Origin of the sequence: Nocardia inohanensis NBRC 100128 (assembly GCF_001612945.1) — a bacterium.
Lineage (GTDB): Bacteria > Actinomycetota > Actinomycetes > Mycobacteriales > Mycobacteriaceae > Nocardia > Nocardia inohanensis.
Genome location: NZ_BDBK01000002.1, coordinates 310994 through 327843 on the forward strand (window position 1 = coordinate 310994; position 16850 = coordinate 327843).

Sequence of the window (16850 nt, forward strand, 5' to 3'; positions counted from 1 at the left end):
GCGCCTACCCCGAGATCCGGAAGCCGGGGTCGATGCCCCAAATGGCAAGGGTCATGCAGAGATTGGTGAAGACCATGACGACGATGACCATCTTGATGGCCCGCCCCGCCGCCACCCCCACGCCTTCGGGCCCGCCGGTGGCGACATAGCCGTAGTAGCACTGGATGAACGTCGAGATCATCACGAACAACATGACCTTCAGCAGTGACCAGAACACGTCCGGCCCCAGCAGGAATTGGAAGAAGTAGTGGTCGTAGGTGCCGGCCGTGGTCCCGCCGAGCAGCAGCACCGACAGCTTGGTGGCCAGGTACGCCACCGCCAGCCCCACGCTGTAGAGCGGCACGATGGTCAGCGTCGCCGCGATCATCCGGGTGCTCACCAGGTACGGAAGCGGCCGGATGGCAATGGATTCCAGCGCGTCGATCTCCTCGGAGATGCGCATGGACCCCAGCTGCGCGGTGAACCGGCAGCCGGCCTGAATGGCGAAGGCCAGCGTGGCGATGATCGGCGCGAGCTCCCGCGTGGTCGCGAACCCCGAGATGGCCCCGGTGAGCGGGCTCATGGTGAGCAGGTTCAACGCCGTGAAGGACTCCATCCCCACGGTGATCCCGCCGAACCCGCAGAGCGCGACCACCACGCCGATGGTGCCGCCGCCCACGATGAGCGAGCCGTTGCCCCAGCCGACATCCGCGGTCAGCCGCAGCACCTCCTTGCGATAGTGCTTCAGCACGAACGGGATCGCGATGAGGGCCTGGAAGAACGTGATGGTCTGATGTCCCAGCCGCTGATTGGCCTGAACCGGGACCGCGATCGCATTGCTCACCACCCGAACGGGTTTCAGCGCGGGCGGGGTGTACGTGCTGCCCATCTCAGATCACCTTCGTCGGGAACAGCGTGTTGTACAGCTGGGTGAGAATGATGTTGGTGGCGAAGAGCATGAGCGCCGAGGAGACCACCGCCGAGTTCACCGCATTGGCCACCCCGCCCGGCCCGCCGTGCGCGTGTAATCCGGTGTCGCAGGCGATGATCGCGGTGATCACCCCGAAGATCGCGGCCTTGATCAGCGCGATGACCAGGTCGTTGGCCACCGCGAACGAGGCGAACGAGCCGATGAACGAGCCCGGAGTCCCTTGCTGGGCATACACATTGAACAGATACGCGGTCGCGAACCCCACGAACACGATGAATCCGCACAACAGCATGCTCACCAGCACCGCCGCCACCAGGCGCGGGGTCACCAAGCGCCGCACCGGATCCACGCCCATCACCCGCATGGCGTCGATCTCCTCGCGAATGGTCCGCGACCCCAGATCCGCGGTGATGGCCGACCCGACCGCTCCCGCGATCATCAGCGAGGTGACCAGCGGCGCGCCCTGCCGGATGATGCCCAGTCCCGCGACCGCGCCGATGAAGGTCGTCGCGCCGACCTGATTGACCAGCGCCCCGACCTGGATCGACACCACCACCGCGATCGGGATGGCCACCAGCACCGTCGGCGCGGCCGACACACTGGTCATGAACGCGCACTGCTTGATGAACTCCCGATACGGGAACCGCCGCCGCACCAGCGCCAGCACCAATTGCGCGATGGCCTCCCGCCCCAGCAGCACCTGCCGGCCGAGGGTCTCGAGCGAGCGCTGCGGATGCCGTTTCCACAGCCCGCCCACGCTCTCGGAAATCCTTTGTAGTTCACCATTTTCGATGGTCGCCATGCCTGTCCCCCTAAGCCGGGTCCACGAGCTGCCGCTGCAACAGCACCAATGCGACGCCGAGCACCGCGATACCGGCCGCGACGGTGCTCAGCACCGCGACCCAGAGCGCCACCCGGAAAACGGGATTCACCCGCTTGCGCCCACCGAGCACCTTGATGCCCTCGACGAGCAGGTCGATGAGCCAGACCAGAATCATCATTACGTCATGCACACATTCGAGAAGGTGAGCACCGGCCAGCACACGATCGATCCGAGGAACGAGACGATCACGTCGATCCCGTGCAGCTGTTTCAGGTGCGAGGTGTGGGTGAGCGTCCAGATGACGCCGGCGATCCCGTAGGGGATGCCGAGCAGGATCAGCGTGCCGAGGAACTCGGACACCTTCATCTCGTAACTCAGTATGCGATCGAGTCGTCGGAGCATGGTGACGTATGTTACTCACCATTCTCGTCGGTTCTGAAGGGTTTGCCGAAGTTATTTTGGTACTTGACCCTGCTCGATTAGGGTCCTAAGTTATGGAGAATTCATATTTGGATGCGAATCCGCGCGGCGGTGGGGGCAACGCGGCCGCCGCGCATTCGCGCCCCGATCGGCCGCCGATCTCGTAGGCTGCGCAGAGGTTCGAGCGGGAACGGAACGGAGCCGGTATGCGCACGGTGGTCATCGAACGCACCATCCACGCCCCGCGACCCGATGTCTTCGACTGGTTCACCGATGCCACCAATTACCAACGGGTTCCGTTCGTCCGGCGCGTCACGCTGGTGCGACCGGGTGATGCCAGAAGTCACGGCGCCGGCGCCGTACGGCTCATCGTCACCCCGCTGCTGCGGATCACCGAGGAGATCGTCGAATACTCCCCGCCGGAGCTGATGCGCTACCGCCTGCTGAATTCCGTTCCGCCGCTGCGGCATCAAGAGGGGTACATGTCCTTCACGGAGGTCTCCGGCGGCACCAAGGTGCGCTGGTTCTCCACCTTCGAGATCGCCTCGCCGGTGCTGGCGGGATTCTTCACCGCCGTATTCGCCCCTGCAATTCACGGCGGGTTCGTCATGGTGTTTCGCACCGCGGAGCGTGAGCTCCGCGGTGCGTGAACAGCGCTGTGCGTGACCGGGTTTCGTTCAGACCGACGCCCCGAGTCGCAGGGTGATCACCCCGGCCAGGATGGCTGCGAAGGCAACCAGTTTCGGCGCGGTGATCTTCTCTTTGTAGATGAGCGCTCCCAGCACCACCGTGCCGATCGCTCCGATGCCGGTCCAAACCGTGTATCCCACACCGACATCCAGGGTGCGCAGCGCCAGGCTGAGGGTGAAGATGCCGCCCGCCGCGGCGAGCAGGGTGAAGACCGACGGCCACAGGCGGGTGAAACCCTTGGTGGCGTTCGTGCCGAGTGCGAAGGCGATCTCGAAGACCGCCGCGATCAGAAGCCAGCCCCAAGCCATGATGAACTCCTTTGAAAAATATTGCGGTGAACGAGATTTCAGGCGGCGACGGGCTCGGCCGTTGCGGATTCGGGTTGCGCCAGTTTGTCGGCGATCTTCAACCCGAGCACCCCGCCGATGATCAGTACGAAGGCGAGAGCCTTGACGGCGGTGAAGGTTTCGTGGAACACCACCGAGCCGAACACCACGGTGCCCACCGATCCGATGCCGGTCCACACCGTGTAGCCGACGCCCACGTCGAGCGACTTCAGCGCCAGGCTGAGGAAGAAGATCCCGCCCGCCGCCGCGCCCGCGGTCAGCAGTGACGGTCCCAGCACCGTGAAGCCGTGTGTGGCATTGGTGGCCAGTGCGAACACGATCTCGAAAACGGAAGCGACGAGCAGATATACCCAGGCCATGGGAGACTCCTGAACTGTAGTTGCATGTATATGCAAGTACTTGATGACGAACAAAAGCTTGCATGTACATGTAAGGTGTTGTCAAGAGCGAAGGAGATTTTCGATGGCAACCAAGGTCAGCACTCGCGGCGCGGCGGTCGACACCCGGATGTGGAACAACATCCTGACCCTGCACGCCCACGTCGAAACCCGCCTGGCCACCGCCCTGCAACGCAAGCACGGCCTCGGATTGTCGGAGTACCGCGCCTTGGTCTTCCTCGACGAAGCACCCGACAACGAACTCCGCATGCAGGACCTCGCCGCGAAGGTCGGTCTCAATCAAAGCTCGGTGACCCGTCTGGTCGGCCGCCTCAACTCCGCCGAGCTCACCTACCGAGACCTCTGCCCCGACGACAAACGCGGCGTCTACACCGTGCTCACCGACGCCGGCCGCACCCGCTACCGCGAAGCCCGCCCGACCTATGAATCCACCCTGGCCGCGGCCTTGAGCGAGGTCGCCGAGGGTGATCCGGCGCTGGCTGCCCTGCTCGGGGCCGCTCGCGCCGCCACCGAATGAGGGTGCCGACCCTAATCGGGACATGTACTATCCCTATTCATCGGCGATGGTGCGCGCCCGCGCACCCGGATGGCGAAGAGGGCGAATCATGTTGATGGGCGAAGGCGTCGAATGGAGCCTGCACTGTTGCCTGGCCCTGGCCTGGCTGGAGGACCTCACCCCCATCCCCACCGCCCGCCTGGCGGCCATGTTCGAACTGCCGCCCGAATACCTCAAGAAGCGCCTCCAGCCCCTGGTCCGTGAAGGCATCCTCGAATCACTCCCCGGAGCCCGCGGCGGCTACCGCCTGGCCCGCACCCCCGCCCGCATCACCCTCATGGACGTGGTCGCCGCCATCGAAGGCCGCGAAAACCCCTTCCGCTGCACCGAAATCCGGCAACGCGGCCCGGTGGCCCCCACCAAATCCGACTTCACCAAACCCTGTGGCATCGCCACCGCCATGCGCCGAGCCGACCTCGCCTGGCGTCGTGAACTGACCGCCCAAACCCTCGCCGACCTCATCCGCGACGCCCCCGCCGACGCCCCCCTCCGTGCCCGCCGCACCCACGACCGCGTGAGTTCATAACTCCCGCAACCGCATAACCAGCCCGGCCGGCTCCCCAACCGGGCTTTTTCGAAAGGAGTATCGGGATGTCAAATATCCCGAATATTGCAGCACATCGGCCGGCCTCGACCACGAATACCGTCGGCGATCGCCCCGCCGGACTGCGGCGCATCTTGATCCTGGCCCTGGGAACCTTCGCGGTCGGCACCGACGCCTTCATCCTCGCGGGATTCTTGCCCAACCTGGCGATGTCGCTCCAAGTCTCCACTGCCGCAGCGGGTTACGCGGTGACCGTGTTCGCTGCCGCGTATGCCCTGCTGTCGCCCGTGGTGGCGACACTGACGGCGCGCCTGCCGCGCCGGGCCTTGCTGGTGACCGCGCTCGTGATCTTGGGCGTGGCCAATCTCGCCTCGGCAGCGGCGCCGAACCTGGCGGTTCTGCTCGTCACCCGGGTGCTCGCCGCCGCCGGGGCCGCCGCCTTCACGCCGAACGCGGGCGCGGTGGCGGCGACGCTGGTGCGACCCGAAATACGCGCCCGCGCGCTGGCGGTGGTGATCGGCGGACTGACCGTCGCCACGGCGCTCGGCGTGCCGCTGGGTGATCTGGCGGGGGAGTGGTTCGGCTGGCGCATGGCGCTGGTCGGCGTCGCGGCCCTGTGCGTAATCGCCGCGGCGGGTACGGCGGCATCGCTCCCCGCATTGCCCGGCAGTGCGAGCGTGCCACTGTCGAAACGTCTCTCGGTGCTGCGCGATCGCTCCGTGGCCGCCGTACTGCCGCTGACCGTGCTCGGCATGGGCGCGTCCTACGTCGTCTACGCCTACAGCGTTCCGGCCCTCGCTGCCCTCGGCATCGAAACATCCTCGACCGCATGGCTTCTGCTCCTGTACGGCGTCGGCGCGATCGCCGGCAACCTCTACTCCGGCTACGCGACCGACCGCTGGGGCCCCGTCCGCATCCTGACCCTCGCCTACGCCGTCATGTCCGCGACCTTGGCACTCATGGCCGTGTGCGCCGCCACCCACACCACCCTGCTCCCGGCAACCGCCCTGCTCTGCCTGACCTGGGGCGCATCCACGTGGTCACAGACCCCGGCCCAGCAACATCGCCTGATCGCCGCTGCCCCAGCCGAATCCGGCCTGGTCGTCGCCCTCAACGCGTCCGCCACCTATCTGGGCATCGGCGCGGGCACCATCCTCGGCGGCCTGACGGTCGCCCACCCGGCCTCGATGTTCGCCGTCGCGGCGGCCCTCGCCACCCTGGCCCTCACCTACCTACGCCTCCTCCGCTGACCGACTGCGAACTGCTGTCGCGGGTTACGGCTCCGGCTGTTCCAGCGCGGCGAGGGCCATTCGGCGTAGGACCGGGCGGGCGCGGGTGGCGAGGGCGGCGGGTGCGCTGTGCGGAGTCGAGTTGATGAGGCCGAAGGTGGCGTGCGCCTGTACCCGGGCGGCTGGTTCAGGAAGGTCCGGATGGAGGTCGCGGAGCACGCCGACCCAGAGTTCGACGTATTGACGCTGGGTGCGGCGAACCTGGCGGCGTGCGGATTCGGGGAGGTTTTCGAGGTCTCGGTCCTGGATGCGGATGAGTTCCGGCTCGCCGAAGGCGAAGTCGAGGTGGAAGTCGACCAGGCCGGTGAGCGCCTCGGCGGGGGCGGGGGCGGCGTCGATCACCGCGCGGCCGCCGTCGAGCAGGCGCTGACTGATGCCGACCAGCAGCTCCACCAGCAGGGCTTCCTTGTTGGGGAAGTGGCGGTAGACCGCCGGGCCGGAGATGCCGACCGCCGCGCCCAGGTCGTCCAACCGCACCCCGAGGAAGCCGCGATCGGCGATCAAGCGGGCTCCCGCATCGAGCAGTTGCTCCCGCCGTTGGGCCTTGAGCTGTTCGCGGCGCGTCTGCGTGACGGTATCTGCGCTGCTCACGCGGCTCTCCCTTCGCGGTCCTGGACAACTCAGTTAGTGAAGATTATCTTAAATTCCAGTTATTGGGTATTAACCGAGCGAACTGGGATGGCGGCATGACGCTGACTGGGGACGTGCGCACCGGGAACCGGGCCGCGCATCTCGCGCTGGTCGACGAGTTGCGCGAGAAGCTGGCCAAGGCCGCGCTGGGCGGGCCGGAGAAGGCGCGGGAACGGCATCTGGCGCGGGGCAAGCTATTGCCCCGGCAGCGGGTGGATCAACTGCTGGATCCGGGGTCGCCGTTCCTGGAGCTGTCGCCGCTGGCCGCCGACGGCATGTACGACGACGAGTGCCCGGGCGCCAGCGTGATCGGCGGTATCGGCCGGGTGTCGGGGCGCGAGTGCGTGATCGTGGCGAACGATGCCACGGTCAAGGGCGGCACCTACTACCCGATGACGGTGAAGAAGCATCTGCGCGCGCAGGAAGTGGCGTTGCAGAACAATCTGCCCTGCATCTACCTGGTCGACTCGGGCGGCGCGTTCCTGCCCAAACAGGACGAGGTGTTCCCGGACCGCGAGCACTTCGGGCGCATCTTCTTCAATCAGGCGAACCTGAGCGCCAAGGGAATCGCGCAGATCTCCGCGGTCATGGGCTCGTGCACGGCCGGCGGCGCGTACGTGCCCGCCATGAGCGACGAGACCGTCATCGTGCGTGATCAGGGCACCATCTTCCTGGGCGGTCCGCCGCTGGTGAAGGCCGCCACCGGTGAGATCGTGACGGCCGAGGAGCTGGGCGGCGGCGAATTGCATTCCCGCACTTCCGGTGTCACCGATCACCTGGCCGAGAGCGACCAGGACGCGCTGCGCATCGTGCGCAATATCGTGGCCACGCTCGGCCCGAAGACGCCGACGCCGTGGGAGATCGCGCCCACCGTGGATCCCATTGCCCCGCAAGACGAGTTGTACGACGTGGTGCCGGTGGACCTGCGCACCCCGTACGACGTCCGCGAGGTCATCACCCGCATGGTGGACGGTGGCGAATTCCAGGAGTTCAAGGCCGAATACGGCAAGACCCTGGTCACCGGGTTCGCGCGCATCCACGGCCACCCGGTCGGCATCGTCGCCAACAACGGTGTGCTCTTCGGCGAATCCGCCATGAAGGGCGCGCATTTCATCGAATTGTGCGACAAGCGCACCATCCCGCTGCTGTTCCTCCAGAACATCACCGGCTTCATGGTCGGCCGCGACTACGAGGCCGGCGGCATCGCCAAGCACGGCGCGAAAATGGTCACCGCGGTGGCCTGTGCGCGAGTGCCGAAGCTGACCGTGGTCATCGGCGGCTCCTACGGCGCGGGTAACTACTCCATGTGCGGGCGCGCGTATTCGCCGCGCTTCCTGTGGATGTGGCCGAACGCCCGCATCTCGGTGATGGGCGGCGAGCAGGCCGCGTCGGTGCTGGCGACCGTGCGCGGCGACCAGCTCGACGGCAATGGCAAGCCTTGGTCGGCCGAGGATCAGGAAGCCTTCAAAGCCCCGATCCGCGACCAGTATGAGGCGCAGGGCAACCCGTACTACTCCACCGCCCGCCTCTGGGATGACGGCGTGATCGATCCAGCCGACACCAGAACCGTTGTCGGCCTGGCGCTCTCGGTGTGCGCCCAGGCCCCCGTCGAGCCCGTCTCCTACGGCGTCTTCCGGATGTGATGACAATGACGAACACACCTTTGATGAAGGACGACCAGGCCGTCGCCTTCGACACCGTGCTGGTCGCCAATCGCGGCGAGATCGCGGTGCGGGTCATCCGCACCCTGCGCGCCATGGGGATTCGCTCGGTCGCGGTGTACAGCGATGCCGACGCCGATGCCCGCCACGTGCACGAAGCGGATGTCGCCGTCCGGCTCGGCCCGGCGCCCGCCCGCGAGTCGTACCTGGATATCCACAAGGTTGTGGATGCCTGTGTACGAAGTGGCGCACAGGCCGTGCACCCGGGATACGGCTTCCTGTCGGAGAATTCGGCCTTCGCTGCGGCCCTCGAAGCGGCGGGCATCGTGTTCCTCGGACCGCCCGCACGGGCAATCGAGGTCATGGGCGACAAGATCACCGCCAAGAACGCGGTCTCGGCCTACGGCGTCCCCGTGGTCCCCGGTATCGCCAAACCCGGCCTCACCGATGCCGAATTGATCGACGCCGCAACCGAAATCGGCTACCCGGTGCTGGTCAAGCCATCCGCAGGTGGTGGCGGCAAGGGCATGCGCCGAGTGGAAGACCCGGCCCAGCTGCCCGCCGCCCTCGCCAGTGCCCGGCGTGAAGCCGGTGCGGCCTTCGGTGACGACACCCTGTTCCTGGAGCGATTCGTCAACCGCCCCAGGCATATCGAGGTGCAGATCCTCGCCGACCAGTTCGGCCACGTTCTGCACCTGGGCGAGCGCGAATGCAGCTTGCAGCGCCGCCATCAGAAGGTGATCGAGGAAGCGCCGTCACCGCTCCTGGACGCCGAGACCCGCGCCCGGATCGGCGCGGCGGCCTGCAATACCGCGCGCAGCGTGAACTACGTCGGCGCGGGCACCGTCGAATTCATCGTCTCCGCAGACAATCCCGGCGAGTTCTTCTTCATGGAGATGAACACCCGCCTCCAGGTCGAACACCCGGTGACCGAACTCGTCACCGGCGTGGACCTGGTGGAATGCCAGGTGCGCATCGCCGCCGGTCAGAAACTGACCGCGGACCAGGACGACATCCGCCTCACCGGCCACGCCATCGAGGCACGCGTGTACGCCGAGGATCCGGGCCGCGACTTCCTGCCCACCGGCGGCACCGTGCTCGGCCTGTCCGAGCCGGAAGGTCCCGGCGTCCGGGTGGATTCGGGCCTGCGCATCGGCACCGTGGTCGGCACGGACTACGACCCCATGCTGTCGAAGGTCATCACCCACGCGTCCGATCGCGCCACCGCCATCACGAAACTCGATGCGGCGCTACGGGATACCCAGGTCCTCGGCGTACGCATCAACACCGATTTCCTGCGCTTCCTGCTCGCCGATCCCGACGTCCGCGCCGGACACCTCGATACCGGCCTGCTGGACCGCCGCGTCGTCGATTTCACCTCCACCCCGGTCACCGACGAACAGTTCATCGCGGCCGCCGCGGAACTCTGGCTGCGCAACTGGCCGACGGGCCCCGCCGATCCCTGGCAGGTCCCCACCGGCTGGCGCGTCGGCGCACACGCCCCGACCGTCTTCCGGCTCACCGGGGGAGACCGCACCGCACACGTCGCACTCAGCGGCACGCCCGAAAACGCAGTCGTCCGGGTCGAAGGCGGAGAAACGCGCACGCTCACCGTCGATTTCATCGCCGAACCCCACGTCTCGTCATCCCGGCATGCTTTTGGCCGGGATCTCCCCGCTGGAAATGCCGCTACCGACGTGAGATTCCGGCCGATAGCCCGCCGGAATGACGGGGGTGGGGAGCTGGCGCTGGTGCTGGACGGGGTCCGCAGCCGCTACACCGTCGCTGTCGACGGCGGTCAGCTCTGGGTCGCCGACCGCACGGGCGTCGCCCAGCTCCGCGAGGTCGCCGAAGCCGATACCCGCGGCGGCGGCGCACACGAGGGTGATGCCGAAATCCTCAGCCCCATGCCGGGTTCCGTCATCGCCACGCCGGTCGAATCCGGTGCGCTGGTGGCCGCCGGCGCGCCCATCGTCGTGGTCGAGGCCATGAAGATGGAACACACCCTGACCGCCCCCGTCGCGGGCCGCGTCGAACTGCTCGTCCAGCCGGGCGCACAGGTGAAGCTGGAACAGCCCCTGGCCCGCATCATCGCCGAAACCGCCGACTCGGCCGCCCAGGCCGCTTCCGAGGAGAACCAGCCCGCATGACCGACTTCCTCTCCACCGGGCAGCTGCCCGACGAGTACCGCGAACTCGCCCTCACCGTCCGCGATTTCGCCAACCAGGTGGTGGCCCCGGTCGCCGCCAAGCACGATGCCGAGCACAGCTTCCCGTACGAAGTGATCGCGGGCATGGCGGATATGGGCCTGTTCGGCCTGCCGTTCCCCGAGGAGTTCGGCGGCATGGGCGGCGACTATTTCGCGCTCTGCCTGGCGCTCGAAGAGCTCGGCAAGATCGACCAGAGCGTCGCCATCACCCTCGAGGCCGGTGTGTCGCTCGGCGCCATGCCGATCTACCGCTTCGGCAACGACAAGCAGAAGCAGGAATGGCTGCCGCTGTTGGCGAGCGGCCGGGCGCTGGGCGCGTTCGGGCTCACCGAACCGGGCGCGGGCAGCGATGCGGGCGGCACCCGCACCACCGCCGTGCAGGACGGCGACAGCTGGATCATCAACGGCTCCAAGCAGTTCATCACCAACTCGGGCACCGATATCACCCGTCTGGTCACCGTCACCGCCGTCACCGGCTCGACGGATGGCAAGAAGGAGATCTCGACCATTATCGTGCCCGCCGACACGCCCGGTTTCGTGGCCGAACCCGCCTACAACAAGGTCGGCTGGAACGCCTCCGACACGCACCCGCTGAGCTTCACCGATGTGCGGGTGCCGGCGGAGAACCTGCTCGGCGAGCGCGGGCGCGGCTACGCCAACTTCCTGCGGATTCTGGACGAGGGCCGGATCGCCATCGCGGCGCTGTCGGTCGGCGCGGCGCAGGGCTGTGTGGACGAGAGCGTCAAATACGCCAAGGAGCGTGAGGCATTCGGGCGTCCGATCGGCTCCAACCAGGCCATCGCCTTCAAGATCGCCCGCATGGAGGCGCGCGCTCACGCGGCCCGCACCGCCTACTACGACGCGGCGGCCTTGCTGCTCTCCGGCAAGCCGTTCAAGAAGCAGGCCGCCATCGCCAAACTCGTCGCCTCCGAGGCCGCCATGGACAATGCCCGCGACGCCACCCAGATTTTCGGCGGCTACGGCTTCATGAACGAATATGCTGTGGCCCGGCACTATCGAGACAGCAAGATCCTGGAAATCGGTGAGGGCACCACGGAGGTGCAGTTGATGCTGATCGGGCGGGAGCTGGGCCTGTGACCGACACCCAGCGCCGAGTCGTCCAGCGCGGCTTGTGGTTCGACGAATTCGAGACCGGTGTGGTGTACGAGCACCGGCCCGGCCGAACCATTACCGAAGCCGACAATGTGCTGTTCACGACGCTGACCATGAACACCCAGGCGCTGCACCTGGACGCGGCCTTCGCCGACGCGCTGCCGCCGTTTCATCAGCGGCTGGTGAATTCCATGTTCACGCTTTCCACACTGGTCGGATTGTCGGTGGCGCAGCTGACCCAGGGCACCATCGTCGCCAATCTCGGCTTTTCCGAAATCGCCTTCCCGAAGCCGCTGTTCCACGGTGACACCCTGTACGCGGAGACCGTGGTGACCGAGCTGCGGGAATCCAAGAGCCGCCCGGGAGAGGGCATCGTGACATTCGCGCACACCGGCCGTAATCAGCACGGGGATGTGGTGGCCACGGCCGTCCGCAAAACCCTCGTCCGCAAGGCCCCGGCGGCATGAACTGGGAGATGCCCGGACCGGCCTGGCTGTTCTGCCCGGCCGATCGACCGGAGCGCTACGGCAAGGCCCTCGACGCCGCCGATGTGGTGATCATCGACCTGGAGGACGGGGTCGCCGAGGCGGACAAGGCGAGCGCGCGCAAGGCGCTCATCGACACCCCGCAGGATCCGGACCGCACCGTGGTGCGGGTCAATGCGGCGGGCACCCTGGACCACGTGCTGGATCTGGAAGCGCTGCTGCGCACCGACTACCGGCGCATCATGCTGCCGAAATGCGAGTCGGCGGAGCAGATCACGCGATTGACCGAGTACGAGGTGATCGCGCTCATCGAATCCCCGCTGGGCGCGATGGGCGTGGGCCGGGCCGTGATGGCGCGCAATGCCATCGGCGTCATGTGGGGCGCGGAGGACCTCGTCGCCGCGCTCGGCGGCAACTCCAGCCGGCACGCGGACGGGTCGTATCGGGATGTGGCGCGGCACGTGCGGTCCCAATCCCTGTTGGCGGCAAAGGCTTACGGGAAGTTCGCGCTGGACTCGGTCTTCCTGAACATCCCGGATCTGGATGGTCTGGCGGCTGAGTCGCTGGACGCCGTGGCCGTCGGCTTCGACGCCAAAGTGGCCATTCACCCGTCGCAGGTCCCGGTCATCCGGCGCGCGTACGCCCCGGCGGCTGCCGAAGTCGATTGGGCGCAGCGGCTTTTGGCGGAGGTGCCGAATCATCGCGGCGTCTTCACCTTCGAAGGCCGCATGGTGGATATGCCGGTCATCCGGCACGCCGAGCGCATTGTGGCGCGGGCACTGAGCTAGGAGGTTTGGGCGGTGGAGCCACAATGGGTGCCGAGCGAAGCGGATATCGCGTCGGCGCGGGTGACGGATTTCGCGCGGTTCGTGCAGCGGCGCAACGGGGTACGGACCGACGGCTATCAGGAGCTGTGGCAATGGTCGGTGGACGACCTGCCCGGATTCTGGGGTGCGCTGTGGGACTACTTCGAGCTCGGCGAGCGGGGTGAAGAGGTGCTCGCATCGGCGGAAATGCCGGGCGCGCAGTGGTTCCCGGGTACCCGGCTCAACTTCGTCGACCAGGTGGTGCGGCAGGCGCGCGCCGACCGGCCCGCCCTCATCTCGGTGGACGAGACGGGCGCGCTGACCGAACTGTCCTGGGCGGAGTTGCTCGGCAAGACGAAGGCGTGCGCCGAAACCCTGCGCGGCCTCGGCGTCGAGCCGGGCGACCGGGTGGCGGGCTATCTGCCGAATATTCCCGAAGCCGTCATCGCCTTTCTCGCCACCGCGAGCATCGGGGCCATCTGGAGTGCTTGCGGCATGGACTATTCCGCGCAGGCCGCCCTGGATCGGCTCGGACAGCTCGAACCCAAAGTGCTGGTCACCACCGATGGTTATGTCTTCGGCGGCAAGACTCACGACAAGTCCGCCGATGTGGCCGCGCTGCAAGCCGGTCTGCCCGGCCTGGTCGCCACCGTCACGGCTGCGGAGATCGCCGCCGGTGCGTCCGACGGTGAAATCACCACGGAGCAGGTCGCTTTCGACCATCCGCTCTGGGTGCTCTACTCCTCCGGCACCACCGGCAAACCCAAGGGCATCGTGCACGGCCACGGCGGTGTTCTGCTGGAACATCTGAAAGCCGTTGCCCTGCAATCGGATATCGGTCGGGAAGACACCTTCTTCTGGTACACCAGCCCCAGCTGGATGATGTGGAATTTTCAGCTCTCCGGCCTGCTGGTCGGCGCGACCATCGTCTGCTATCCGGGCAGTCCGTCCGCGCCCACCACGGATGCCCTGTGGTCCATCGCCTCTCGGGTCGGCGCGACCATCGTCGGCACCAGCCCCGGCTACGTGCTCGCCTGCGCCAAAGCGGGTGCCGTCCCGCGTCGCGACCATGATCTTTCGGCCCTGCGTCTGGTCGGCATCACCGGCTCCTCACTGCCACCCTCGTCGTCACTCTGGTTGCGCGACAACGTAGGTGAGCACGTGCCGGTGGCATCCATCAGCGGCGGTACCGATGTGGTCTCCGCCTTCATCGGCGGCGTCCGCACCGTCCCCGTCTGGCCCGGCGAACTCTCCGCCCCCTATCTCGGCGTAGCCCTGGACGCCTGGGACGAGAACGGCAAACCCGTGCGCGGCGAGGTCGGCGAACTGGTCATCACCGAGCCCATGCCGTCCATGCCGGTGCGGTTCTGGAACGACCCCGACGGATCCCGTTACCACGACGCCTATTTCGATATGTTCCCCGGCGTCTGGCGGCACGGCGACTGGATCACCCTGACCGAACACGGCAGCATCGTCGTCCACGGCCGCTCCGACTCGACCTTGAACCGCCACGGCATCCGCATGGGCAGCGCCGACATCTACCAGACCGTAGAGGCGTTGCCCGAGATCGCCGAAGCCCTGGTCCTGGGCGTCGAACAACCCGACGGCGGGTATTGGATGCCACTGTTCGTGGTCCCCGTGCCGGGCGTGGAACTCACCGACGAGCTGAAGAACCGCATCAATACCGCGATTCGCTCCGAGGTCTCACCCCGCCACGTCCCCGACGAGATCATCCAGGCCCCGGGCATTCCCCACACCCGCACCGGCAAGAAACTCGAAGTGCCGCTCAAGAAACTGTTCCAGGGCGCGGACCCGACCACGGTGGTGGCCCGCACCGCCATCGACAATCCGGACCTGCTGGACTGGTTCGCCACGGTTCGCGACTGATCGAGTTCACTTCGCGCGCAGTGCCGCCAGCATGTCCGCGAACTCCTCGTCGTCCCCGGCATCCTCGGGGACGGCGAGGGAAATCCCTTGGCACAGACCGGAATACCACTCACGCAACACCTTCGGCAGCTCCGCGTACGTGCCTTGCGGGACCAGGACGGCCAGCGCTGCATCGTCCAAGAGCCGGGGCAGACTGTCCCAAGCCTTGACCGCCGCAGCGGCGATGAGCCGATCCGCCGTCTCCTGCAATCCCAGCAGATCCAAGGTGCCGCGATAGGCCGGCGTCGAGTACAGGAACGCCAATTCCGAACGGACCGCCTCCCGTTTCACCGCCAAAGCGGCATCATCGCGCCCGGTGATCACCTTCGGCACCACGACCACCCGGGGCCCGCCATCAGCCCGCCCGGCCCCCTCGCACCCGGCCGACAGCGCCGGAAACACCCGCTCCCGCAAGGAAACCGGATGCGATCCGGTCGGATGCGCGACGAACCCGTCCGCGACCCCGCCCGCCAGCTCGCACATCCGCCGATTCACCCCGCCCAGCCAGATCGACGGCGCTCCCACATCCAACGGGCCGGGATCGAAATACGGCTGGAGCCGCGTGAACGTGTAGTGCTCGCCCCGATAATCCAGCGGGCCGCCGTCCTGGAACGCCGCGAAGATCGCCCGCACCGCGCCCACGTAATCGCCCAATCGCGCGACCGGATCCGCCCACTCCACCGAATACCGCCCCACGATATTCCCCCGCACCTGCGAGGCCAGCCCCAACTGAAACCGCCCGCCGGAGAAATGCGCCAAATCCCAAGCCGCACAAGCGGTCACCATCGGACTGCGGGCGAACGCCACCACCATGCTGGTCCGTACCGTCAGCCGCCCGCTGTGCTCCACCGCCAGCGCACACACCGAGAACGGATCCCGCACCGTCTCCGAAACATGCACGGTATCGAACCCGAGCCGCTCGATCCGCCGCACGCCCGCGCCCACCTCGGCGAGCGGCGTCGGTGCCGCCAGCGACGTAACTATCTCCACCCCTCCCACCCTCGCATACCGGTTCGAGGCGTGAGTCCTACGCCCGCAGTGCACCGTTGATGCGTTGGCGTACCGCGTCCAGGGCGGCTCGGAGTTCCGGGGAATCGTGCACTTCGAACGGGACGCCGAGGTCGAGCAGGCGCACCGCCAGCCAGTCCGGGTTGTCTTCGCGGGTCATATCGAGCAGGCAGGAGTCGTTGCCGAGGGCGGTGAGTTCGCCCGGGGCGTCACCCAGTTTGCCGGCGATGCGGCCCGTGGGGGCGGCGATGGTCACGTGAATCCGGATGGCCGGTGCGCCCCAGTCGGTGCGCGCGCCGCCGACGAAAGCGGCGGGATCCGCGGCGGGGAGGTCACGGGGGGTGAAGCGGGCTCCGGTGGGTTGCGGGCGTTCGACACGGTCCACCCGGAAGGTTCGCCAATCGGCGCGGTCGATATCGAAGCCCACCAGATACCAACGGCGGTGCGAGGGAACGAGTCCGACCGGTTCGATATTGCGGCGGGTTTCCTCACCGGTTCCGGAGCGATACGCGAACCGCACCCGTTCGCGATTGGTGATGGCGGCGGCCAGCGCGGTCAGCACCTCGGGATCGACCGGCTCGGCATTCGCGCTGGGCGTCACGGTCGCGATGTTCAGCACCCGCACTCGCCGGCGCAGTTTGGCGGGCAGCACCTGCTCCAGCTTGGTCAGCGCCCGCACCGACGCCTCCTCGATACCGGTCACCGCCGAGCCCGCGGCCGCGCGTAAGCCGACAGCGATAGCCACGGCCTCTTCGTCATCCACCAGCAGCGGCGGCATGGCGGCCCCGGCGACCAGGCGATACCCCCCGGTCGTGCCCATGGTCGCCGCTACCGGATAGCCGAGCTCGCGGAGCCGGTCGATATCGCGGCGCACCGTGCGGTCGGAGACGCCGAGCCGGTCGGCCAGTTCACTGCCCGGCCATTCGCGCGGGGTCTGCAACAGGGACAGCAGGCGTAAGAGCCGTGCGGGGGTATCGCTCATATCGAAAACTCTCCTCCGCAATTAGGACCGAACCTGACCTATATCATTTCTAA

Annotated in this window: 19 protein-coding genes; 10 read left to right on the top strand and 9 right to left on the bottom strand. The window is 67.2% G+C overall.

The genetic code is table 11. The features are described 5' to 3' along the window. Positions 1 to 4: 4 nt before the first annotated feature. Genes NI1_RS07850 through NI1_RS07865 form a run of 4 tightly spaced genes read right to left on the bottom strand, consistent with a single transcriptional unit; the run spans position 5 to position 2135 of the window. Complete coding sequence (locus NI1_RS07850; RefSeq protein WP_067816188.1) at positions 5 to 868, bottom strand: ABC transporter permease; 864 nt, start codon at positions 866 to 868, stop codon at positions 5 to 7. Between the two features lies 1 nt (position 869). Beyond that, on the bottom strand, positions 870 to 1712 hold the full coding sequence (locus NI1_RS07855) for an MlaE family ABC transporter permease (RefSeq protein WP_067816191.1): 843 nt from the start codon (positions 1710 to 1712) through the stop codon (positions 870 to 872). Positions 1713 to 1722: 10 nt separating this feature from the next. After that, positions 1723 to 1911, bottom strand: a complete 189-nt coding sequence (locus tag NI1_RS07860) for a hypothetical protein (protein WP_067816194.1) — start codon at positions 1909 to 1911, stop codon at positions 1723 to 1725. Next, the gene (locus tag NI1_RS07865; protein WP_067816197.1) at positions 1911 to 2135 is read right to left on the bottom strand and encodes a hypothetical protein; all 225 of its coding nucleotides are present in this window, start codon (positions 2133 to 2135) and stop codon (positions 1911 to 1913) included. The genes NI1_RS07860 and NI1_RS07865 overlap by 1 nt, the downstream gene beginning before the upstream one ends. 224 nt (positions 2136 to 2359) lie before the next feature. Between NI1_RS07865 and NI1_RS07870 the strand changes: the two genes are divergently transcribed. Further along, positions 2360 to 2803 carry an SRPBCC family protein gene (locus NI1_RS07870; protein ID WP_067816200.1) on the top strand — a complete coding sequence of 148 codons (444 nt, stop codon included), beginning with the start codon at positions 2360 to 2362 and terminating at the stop codon, positions 2801 to 2803. A gap of 27 nt (positions 2804 to 2830) precedes the next feature. Here the strand turns inward: NI1_RS07870 and NI1_RS07875 are convergent, their stop codons facing one another. Both NI1_RS07875 and NI1_RS07880 read right to left on the bottom strand, forming a co-directional pair. Further along, positions 2831 to 3151 (bottom strand): DMT family transporter, encoded by a 321-nt coding sequence (locus NI1_RS07875; protein WP_067816203.1) that lies wholly within the window; start codon positions 3149 to 3151, stop codon positions 2831 to 2833. Between the two features lie 38 nt (positions 3152 to 3189). Then, entirely contained in the window at positions 3190 to 3549 is a 360-nt protein-coding gene (locus tag NI1_RS07880; RefSeq protein WP_067816206.1) for a DMT family transporter, read from the bottom strand. Between the two features lie 103 nt (positions 3550 to 3652). On the opposite strand from NI1_RS07880, the gene NI1_RS07885 reads away from it, so the two are divergent. The 3 genes from NI1_RS07885 (at position 3653) to NI1_RS07895 (ending at position 5938) form a co-directional block, all read left to right on the top strand. Further along, positions 3653 to 4105 (top strand): MarR family winged helix-turn-helix transcriptional regulator, encoded by a 453-nt coding sequence (locus NI1_RS07885; protein WP_067816209.1) that lies wholly within the window; start codon positions 3653 to 3655, stop codon positions 4103 to 4105. A gap of 88 nt (positions 4106 to 4193) precedes the next feature. Then, positions 4194 to 4670, top strand: coding sequence for an RrF2 family transcriptional regulator (locus NI1_RS07890; RefSeq protein WP_067817903.1), 477 nt, complete (start codon positions 4194 to 4196; stop codon positions 4668 to 4670). A 65-nt stretch (positions 4671 to 4735) separates the two neighbouring features. After that, positions 4736 to 5938 (top strand): MFS transporter, encoded by a 1203-nt coding sequence (locus NI1_RS07895; protein WP_067816212.1) that lies wholly within the window; start codon positions 4736 to 4738, stop codon positions 5936 to 5938. 24 nt (positions 5939 to 5962) lie between these two features. Here the strand turns inward: NI1_RS07895 and NI1_RS07900 are convergent, their stop codons facing one another. Beyond that, a complete protein-coding gene (locus NI1_RS07900) occupies positions 5963 to 6568 on the bottom strand; it encodes an SACE_7040 family transcriptional regulator (RefSeq protein WP_157535005.1) in 606 nt (201 codons plus the stop codon). 95 nt (positions 6569 to 6663) lie between these two features. Between NI1_RS07900 and NI1_RS07905 the strand changes: the two genes are divergently transcribed. Genes NI1_RS07905 through NI1_RS07930 form a run of 6 tightly spaced genes read left to right on the top strand, consistent with a single transcriptional unit; the run spans position 6664 to position 14768 of the window. Further along, the gene (locus NI1_RS07905) at positions 6664 to 8250 is read left to right on the top strand and encodes a carboxyl transferase domain-containing protein (RefSeq protein ID WP_067816218.1); all 1587 of its coding nucleotides are present in this window, start codon (positions 6664 to 6666) and stop codon (positions 8248 to 8250) included. Positions 8251 to 8255: 5 nt separating this feature from the next. Further along, on the top strand, positions 8256 to 10418 hold the full coding sequence (locus NI1_RS07910) for an acetyl/propionyl/methylcrotonyl-CoA carboxylase subunit alpha (RefSeq protein ID WP_245663125.1): 2163 nt from the start codon (positions 8256 to 8258) through the stop codon (positions 10416 to 10418). Further along, positions 10415 to 11575 carry an acyl-CoA dehydrogenase family protein gene (locus tag NI1_RS07915; protein ID WP_067816225.1) on the top strand — a complete coding sequence of 387 codons (1161 nt, stop codon included), beginning with the start codon at positions 10415 to 10417 and terminating at the stop codon, positions 11573 to 11575. The genes NI1_RS07910 and NI1_RS07915 overlap by 4 nt, the downstream gene beginning before the upstream one ends. Continuing rightward, positions 11572 to 12057 carry a MaoC family dehydratase gene (locus tag NI1_RS07920; RefSeq protein WP_067816228.1) on the top strand — a complete coding sequence of 162 codons (486 nt, stop codon included), beginning with the start codon at positions 11572 to 11574 and terminating at the stop codon, positions 12055 to 12057. Before NI1_RS07915 ends, NI1_RS07920 begins: the two co-directional genes overlap by 4 nt. Continuing rightward, a complete protein-coding gene (locus NI1_RS07925) occupies positions 12054 to 12863 on the top strand; it encodes an HpcH/HpaI aldolase/citrate lyase family protein (RefSeq protein ID WP_067816231.1) in 810 nt (269 codons plus the stop codon). Before NI1_RS07920 ends, NI1_RS07925 begins: the two co-directional genes overlap by 4 nt. Positions 12864 to 12875: 12 nt before the next feature. Beyond that, on the top strand, positions 12876 to 14768 hold the full coding sequence (locus NI1_RS07930) for an acetoacetate--CoA ligase (protein WP_067816234.1): 1893 nt from the start codon (positions 12876 to 12878) through the stop codon (positions 14766 to 14768). 6 nt (positions 14769 to 14774) lie between these two features. Here the strand turns inward: NI1_RS07930 and NI1_RS07935 are convergent, their stop codons facing one another. Both NI1_RS07935 and NI1_RS07940 read right to left on the bottom strand, forming a co-directional pair. Beyond that, positions 14775 to 15797 carry a TIGR03617 family F420-dependent LLM class oxidoreductase gene (locus NI1_RS07935; protein WP_067816236.1) on the bottom strand — a complete coding sequence of 341 codons (1023 nt, stop codon included), beginning with the start codon at positions 15795 to 15797 and terminating at the stop codon, positions 14775 to 14777. A 37-nt stretch (positions 15798 to 15834) separates the two neighbouring features. Beyond that, the gene (locus tag NI1_RS07940) at positions 15835 to 16797 is read right to left on the bottom strand and encodes a helix-turn-helix transcriptional regulator (protein ID WP_067816240.1); all 963 of its coding nucleotides are present in this window, start codon (positions 16795 to 16797) and stop codon (positions 15835 to 15837) included. Between the last annotated feature and the right edge of the window lie 53 nt (positions 16798 to 16850).

Coding starts and splice junctions, on each gene's coding strand:
- NI1_RS07850 (WP_067816188.1), bottom strand. CDS start 868: ATGGGCAGCACGTACACCCCGCCCGCGCTGAAACCCGTTCGGGTGGTG.
- NI1_RS07855 (WP_067816191.1), bottom strand. CDS start 1,712: ATGGCGACCATCGAAAATGGTGAACTACAAAGGATTTCCGAGAGCGTG.
- NI1_RS07860 (WP_067816194.1), bottom strand. CDS start 1,911: ATGATGATTCTGGTCTGGCTCATCGACCTGCTCGTCGAGGGCATCAAG.
- NI1_RS07865 (WP_067816197.1), bottom strand. CDS start 2,135: ATGCTCCGACGACTCGATCGCATACTGAGTTACGAGATGAAGGTGTCC.
- NI1_RS07870 (WP_067816200.1), top strand. CDS start 2,360: ATGCGCACGGTGGTCATCGAACGCACCATCCACGCCCCGCGACCCGAT.
- NI1_RS07875 (WP_067816203.1), bottom strand. CDS start 3,151: ATGGCTTGGGGCTGGCTTCTGATCGCGGCGGTCTTCGAGATCGCCTTC.
- NI1_RS07880 (WP_067816206.1), bottom strand. CDS start 3,549: ATGGCCTGGGTATATCTGCTCGTCGCTTCCGTTTTCGAGATCGTGTTC.
- NI1_RS07885 (WP_067816209.1), top strand. CDS start 3,653: ATGGCAACCAAGGTCAGCACTCGCGGCGCGGCGGTCGACACCCGGATG.
- NI1_RS07890 (WP_067817903.1), top strand. CDS start 4,194: ATGTTGATGGGCGAAGGCGTCGAATGGAGCCTGCACTGTTGCCTGGCC.
- NI1_RS07895 (WP_067816212.1), top strand. CDS start 4,736: ATGTCAAATATCCCGAATATTGCAGCACATCGGCCGGCCTCGACCACG.
- NI1_RS07905 (WP_067816218.1), top strand. CDS start 6,664: ATGACGCTGACTGGGGACGTGCGCACCGGGAACCGGGCCGCGCATCTC.
- NI1_RS07910 (WP_245663125.1), top strand. CDS start 8,256: ATGACGAACACACCTTTGATGAAGGACGACCAGGCCGTCGCCTTCGAC.
- NI1_RS07915 (WP_067816225.1), top strand. CDS start 10,415: ATGACCGACTTCCTCTCCACCGGGCAGCTGCCCGACGAGTACCGCGAA.
- NI1_RS07925 (WP_067816231.1), top strand. CDS start 12,054: ATGAACTGGGAGATGCCCGGACCGGCCTGGCTGTTCTGCCCGGCCGAT.
- NI1_RS07940 (WP_067816240.1), bottom strand. CDS start 16,797: ATGAGCGATACCCCCGCACGGCTCTTACGCCTGCTGTCCCTGTTGCAG.